The organism is Anaplasma marginale str. Florida (assembly GCF_000215485.1).
GTDB classification, from domain to species: domain Bacteria; phylum Pseudomonadota; class Alphaproteobacteria; order Rickettsiales; family Anaplasmataceae; genus Anaplasma; species Anaplasma marginale.
Window position 1 is genome coordinate 1 of record NZ_AFMS01000101.1, and the last position, 5,826, is coordinate 5,826.

The 5,826-nt window shown below is 49.8% G+C and carries 4 protein-coding genes and 1 pseudogene; 3 read left to right on the forward strand and 2 right to left on the reverse strand.

The features are described from left to right. The 3 genes from GAC_RS02710 to GAC_RS05995 form a co-directional block, all read left to right on the forward strand. A partial coding sequence (locus GAC_RS02710; RefSeq protein ID WP_037349388.1) for a class I tRNA ligase family protein occupies window positions 1-2,657 on the forward strand: 2,657 nt, incomplete at its 5' end. 297 nt (window positions 2,658-2,954) lie between these two features. After that, window positions 2,955-3,629 (forward strand): hypothetical protein, encoded by a 675-nt coding sequence (locus GAC_RS05990; protein ID WP_241760137.1) that lies wholly within the window; start codon window positions 2,955-2,957, stop codon window positions 3,627-3,629. Continuing rightward, a complete protein-coding gene (locus tag GAC_RS05995) occupies window positions 3,608-4,354 on the forward strand; it encodes a hypothetical protein (protein WP_241760138.1) in 747 nt (248 codons plus the stop codon). The genes GAC_RS05990 and GAC_RS05995 overlap by 22 nt, the downstream gene beginning before the upstream one ends. A 184-nt stretch (window positions 4,355-4,538) precedes the next feature. On the opposite strand, the gene GAC_RS02720 is transcribed toward GAC_RS05995, so the two are convergent. Together GAC_RS02720 and recO are read right to left on the reverse strand one after the other, a co-directional pair. Further along, entirely contained in the window at window positions 4,539-5,153 is a 615-nt protein-coding gene (locus tag GAC_RS02720) for a hypothetical protein (protein WP_010267714.1), read from the reverse strand. Between the two features lie 78 nt (window positions 5,154-5,231). Then, window positions 5,232-5,826: pseudogene (gene recO / locus GAC_RS02725) on the reverse strand (DNA repair protein RecO); the annotation flags it as partial.

Genomic DNA, 5,826 nt, shown 5'->3' on the forward strand with positions numbered 1-5,826 from the left:
CTGAGCAGGTGGGTTTTGTTCCACAAGGTGTTGAGTCTTGCAGCATCCTTGCGTGGACCACAACTCCTTGGACTTTGGTGTCAAATTTCGCCCTAGCCATAAATACGAACATGGATTATGTCGGGGCAGTTGTCGGTGCGGAAATGCTAATATTTTCCGCAGGTTATCTAGACCATTTCATGCGTTACTGTGAGAGGCACAGCCTTGAGTGCGCTAAGGTCGTGCAAATACCGGCCAAGGAGCTGTTGGCAGTGAAGTATATGCCGCCATTTCCATATTTTGCAGACAGCAAAAACGCGTTTATGGTATTGGACGCGGAGTTTGTGGCTGAAGGGGCCGGGACCGGGATAGTGCATCTTGCTCCCGGTTTCGGTGAAGATGACTTCTTACTATGCAAACAGCATGGAATTCCTAACTTGGGCGAGGAATCCCGTGGCATGCTTTCTGTAATATGCCCCATAGATGACGCAGGAAGGTTTACAGCGGCTGTTGGCGATTTTGCCGGGCAGCACGTGTTTGATGTAGTTGATGCTGTAATTCGACAATTAAAAGAAAAAGGGCTATGGTTCGCAACGGAGCAGTGTACCCATAGCTACCCTCACTGCTGGCGCACGGATACCCCGCTGATATACAGAGCAACGTCGTCGTGGTATGTGGAGGTAACCAAGCTCAAAGCACGCATGGTTGAGCTTAACAAGGAAGTGAATTGGGTGCCAGAGCACGTACAGAGCGGTCAATTCGGTAAGTGGCTTGATGGTGCGAAAGATTGGTCGGTATCCAGACACAGATTCTGGGGGGCTCCAGTGCCGGTGTGGCGATCTGATGACCCTAAATATCCAAGAACAGATGTATATGGCTCCATCAAGAAGGTGCTACCGGATGTTAAGGCGCTGGAGGAAGATTTCGGTCCAGTGGAAGATCTGCATCGCCCATACATCGACAATTTAGTGCGCCCAAACCCTGATGACCCTACGGGCAAGTCCATGATGCGGAGAGTTCCAGATGTTTTAGACTGCTGGTTTGAATCTGGCTCCATGCCATACGCGCAGATGCATTACCCATTTGAGAACAAAGAGTTTTTTGATTCCCACTTCCCCGCAGACTTTATCACTGAATACATCGCCCAGACCAGAGGATGGTTTTATACACTATTTGTTTTATCTACAGGGTTGTTTGATAGGCATCCCTTCAAAAGTTGCATATGCCACGGTGTGGTACTAGACATTAAAGGCCAGAAGCTCTCAAAGCGGCTAAACAACTATCCGGATCCCATGGAAATGTTTGAAAAGTACGGTGCCGACTCCGTGCGGTTTACCATGCTTTCGCATGCAGTGTCGATAGGTGGGGATTTGCTCCTTGACCAAGATGGTGACGTCGTTCGTGATACGTTGAAGAGTGTGGTAAAGCCCATATGGAACAGCTATAGCTTCTTTACCGTATATGCGAACTCGGACCAAATGCAGGGGCGCATTCTGGAGAGTTTGGAGGGCATTACAAATATCATGGACCAATACATACTGTACGAATGTGCGTGTATGGTGGTTAAAGTATTGGAGGCTATGGAATCAAGTTCAGCCGGGGTGAGGGACCCTTATAACATAAGGCTTGCATGTGCGGCTATAGTGCAATTTTCCGACAAGCTAAACAACTGGTACATACGTGGGTGTAGGGGGCGGTTTTGGATGCGAGATAAGACTGCTGACAAATCTGACGCCTATAACACGTTATATACCGTATTGTACCATCTGGCGAGGACCATTGCGCCATTTCTTCCATTCATTGCGGAGTCTATATGGCTGGGATTAAGCTTTCAGCGTGAAAAATCGGTTCACCTTGCGGATTTTCCCGATACAAACAGTTTTAGTGCTGTCAACCAATATCAAAAGAACGCGGAATACATGCAGCTAGCTATGGATGTTTGCAGCCACGTGCTTTCCCTTAGAAATGCGCATAACATACGGGTAAGACAGCCGCTACGGCGCATGGTTGTATACCCGTATAACTGCGAGAGCCTGCTTGATATGCCACAGCAGTATAGAGATATAATACTCAACGAGGTTAACGTTAAAAGTCTACAGATAGCAAGCACCATAGGGGATATGGCGTCCTTCGAGCTGAAGTTGAACTTTTCGCTACTCGGCCAGAGAGTGCCTGAAAAAGTTAAGCAGATAATTACTTTGGCGAGGGCTGGTGTGTGGGAAGTTCAAAGCGACGGCAGTCTGCTGCTTGGCGCCCCAGGCTGTGAGCAGTGCGTAATCCAAAAGGATGAGTTCTCTTTAAATCTGAAGGTGCACAGCGAGTATGCATGCCAGATAATTTCTGGTGGCGTCCCGGTCGGAGTGCTACACATAGACCATGAACTCACTCGGGAACTTCTACTTGAGGGGATCGCGCGGGATGTCATGCGGCTTATACAGCAGGCCCGTAAAGACTGTGGGCTGGAGATGCTTGATCATGCGGAAGTCATTATAAACACTGATGCGGCTGAGATAATAGAAGCAATAAGCATTTGGTATGACTTTATAAAGCAGCAGACCTTCTCTCATACGCTGGAGCATAGGCCTGCTCAGGCTGTGGTGGAAGACTGTAGCAAGTATACAAAAATTTCCGGCAAGGACTTTGACATATTTTTGTGCAAGTCAGCCCTGTGCTCCTAAAGGCCCCAGAGGCGTAGGGTTATATACTCAATCGAGCATGCAGGGGCTCATGTTTTGCAGTTACAGCAATACTTAAACTTTACCGGCGGAAAATCCCATTCCACCCGCTTAATATTGCAACAGAAACATTATTCCCTGGACCTTTGTCACGGAAAACCATATATATCAACGGTGTACCAAGCTTGCCAAGTTTGGTATATTATCGGTGTGGGTGGAGGTCGTCCCGGTACGGCCTATTTTTTGCTTGAGGTATTCTAGCGTTACCTGGTGGTTTGGTGCGGCCATAGTGAGGTGCGTATGCCATTAGGGGGCAAGGAACAACTACTCAGGGCGTTTGCTGCGTTCGAGAATATCGCGCCGGACAGCCCAGCGCGGGATTTCTTTGAGTCAGAAGAAGGCAAGGCATACAGGATACCGCTGGTAAAGTTTGTGGCTGCGGCGTTGCGGACGAAGTACGGGGTGGATGCCCCGTCAGTGGCTGAAGAGCTGGTGGATTCCATACAAGCTTTTCGGGATATTGCGCTCCTAATCCGCTCACCCGTCAAACTTGCAGAACAGGTACGGCGTACCAGCGGCGCATCCGGGGAGTTCAGTGGCCAAGAGGAGAATGAAGATGGGCAGCTTGGGGAGGGTGCGCGCGCAGATATGTCGGGCACGATCGCTGAGGGGCTCATGGATAGATTGTCCCAGGGAAAGAAGGCAGTATCTGAGTTTTTGAACTTAAAGTCAGACTTTGAAAGGAAGCAAGAGCTGGCGTGTGAGGTTGACGCGTTTATGGCTGGGATAAAAACGCTCAGGACCGAGCTGGCCAGAAGCGGTGACGTATCGGAGCGAAGGGTCGCGTATTTTGAAGATGTTGATACTTTGCTAGAAATTCTTTTTTCTCAGTACGCTCCCAGGACCGGAGCTTTTTTAATAGGACGACTCCACTTCAAGATATGCAATCATATGTGGACAGTAGGAAAGACATAATAATCCCCGCAGTCAGGGAGTTGTTGTTCGTGCATCGTCTTGATCAGGTGTATGACCAGAAAATGGCAAGTCTGCTGGAAAGCGTTAGCAGCAAGACTTATTTGCGCTCGTACCTACGTAGTACCGTTGTGGCGCGTGGATTTCAGGAGCGCAATCAGCCGGTAGAGGCGCACGACCCGGGCACTGGCCAACAACCCCAGCAAAGGTCAGTGACAAATCCGCCCGCAGCGGAGCCTGCTCCTGTTCAATCTGAGGTACGGCATCCTAGCTTAAAACAGTCTGGTGTCCAAACTGTATGCGCCGCACCGCAATATGCTGTCACCAGGTCTAAGGCCTTCAACGCACTTTGCATTCTACTGTTTGTTAGCCTGTTTGCACTCTTACTGCTAGTACCCTTGCTGCACGAACACATTCCTGTGGGGGTGGCTAGAGATGTGATTACAATTCTCGCCGAAACTCTCATTGCAATATCCATAATGGCATTGGGATGCTGGCTTATCTTTTCTGGGCGCTGTCATGAAGTGCACGTGCCTGCATTGGCGGAAAATGCACCCGGATGGGGGGTATATGAATCGGGTAACCAGTGTAACGAGCAGCATGCAGCCGAGGGGGTAGGGCGCGCTGAACCTGCTACGTCACCCCAAACCTTTGTGGAGTTGCAGGATATGGTTGGTGCACAATCTCCTATCTCCTATGCGGAGTTGAGTTCACGTTTACCCGCGTGATGTGGCGTTGTATTCCGGGCCATGAGGGTGCGAAGCGTCCTGAAAGGATAGGGTAAAAGCTTTAGTGCGTCACACTCCTCTCTGGGCATACATGCGTGTGAGCTGTGGGAGGGGTCAACAACCCTGTGTGCCACTGAAAGCGGGTGTTTCAGCGCTGCTATAGCACTCACCACGTGGTCAGTGGCTAATGGCTCATTCCCCGACCTTCAGAGTGCTCAGGACGCACGTCTGGGGATGCAGAAGGAGACAGATCGTGATGCATATCCACGCCTCTCTCGTGTGAAATGCCATCCATGCCCTGGGAGGCGTGCGATATCGCTTCATCCGCGTAAGGATATTCATTGAATCTCCAGGGGTCGTAAAGATGCGGATCATCTCTTGCATCCAGGTGATGTCCCTCATCACTGTCTCCGGAGGTAAATTCTCCTTCACCGCCTCCTCCTCCAGACACATCTCCTCCCCCATCTCCGGCGTCTCCGTGCGACATACTATCGAAGAGTATTGGGAACCCAAAAAATACTGAAGTGCCCCTTGTGGGGCCAAAAATACTAACTTGCGGAGTGATGTTTGCCCCCAGAGAGACTACAGCCCTGTCTACATTACCTAAAAGATTTGCCACCACGTCGCTTTTCAATGCTTGTGTTGGGGTGGCCATGACTGCGCACGCTATCGCCAAGGCGGACTTGTCACTCTCTGCATCCTCATGGCTGGACATATCTCTGGTTGCATCGAGCAAAGACTGCACTGCTGCCAAATTTGGCCCCATATTCTGCTCTTGATCGCCTAGTCCTATGGCCATAACAACCCCCCGGTCGGAATCCTTGAACTACCTGCTTCTATCACCTAATAGTGAATATTCTTTAAAAACGCAAGAATCTTACCCCAGTAGCCCGGTTAATATCTTTCTGGATTCCTGAAACGTGTGACTTTCCTGTAAGAGGTGTCTGTGCAGGAAAAAGCCCAAGATCTTTAGGCTGAGCGCAAACTCGTCGGCCGAGCAGCATTCGGTCTCCACCCCGCATGATATGCTGCGCAAAACTTTTGGCAGGGGTAAAAGCTTGTTACGGTATGCATGCCCTACAGCTTCAGATAGCGCCCTGCCGGTTTTTGGGGAGATAAACAGTAAGTTGTCTTTACTGTTGCTTACAGCGCATTTGGACAGATCTAGCGCGAACCCCAGCTGAGATAGTACCAGCAGCTCTAATTTTAAATAGTGGTTATACCACGGTGCTTCGGCCTCCGCCGCGGCAGCAAAATCCTGGAACGAGTCATATAACGTTGGGTGTGGTTCATTTTCTGGAAGTGCAGTACTCATGATGTGGGTAATTGATGATAGGCACATGAGCTTAATTCTGTCACGGAAATAGCTGTAGAAGGCAGAAGCGATCACCTCACAAGTAAAATGTCCCAGATTGGTTGGAAGTTTTTGCCCGCCAAGTTGCATCGATAAGATCCCCTATCTGTAGAGGACG

Coding starts and splice junctions, on each gene's coding strand:
- GAC_RS05990 (WP_241760137.1), top strand. CDS start 2,955: ATGCCATTAGGGGGCAAGGAACAACTACTCAGGGCGTTTGCTGCGTTC.
- GAC_RS02720 (WP_010267714.1), bottom strand. CDS start 5,153: ATGGCCATAGGACTAGGCGATCAAGAGCAGAATATGGGGCCAAATTTG.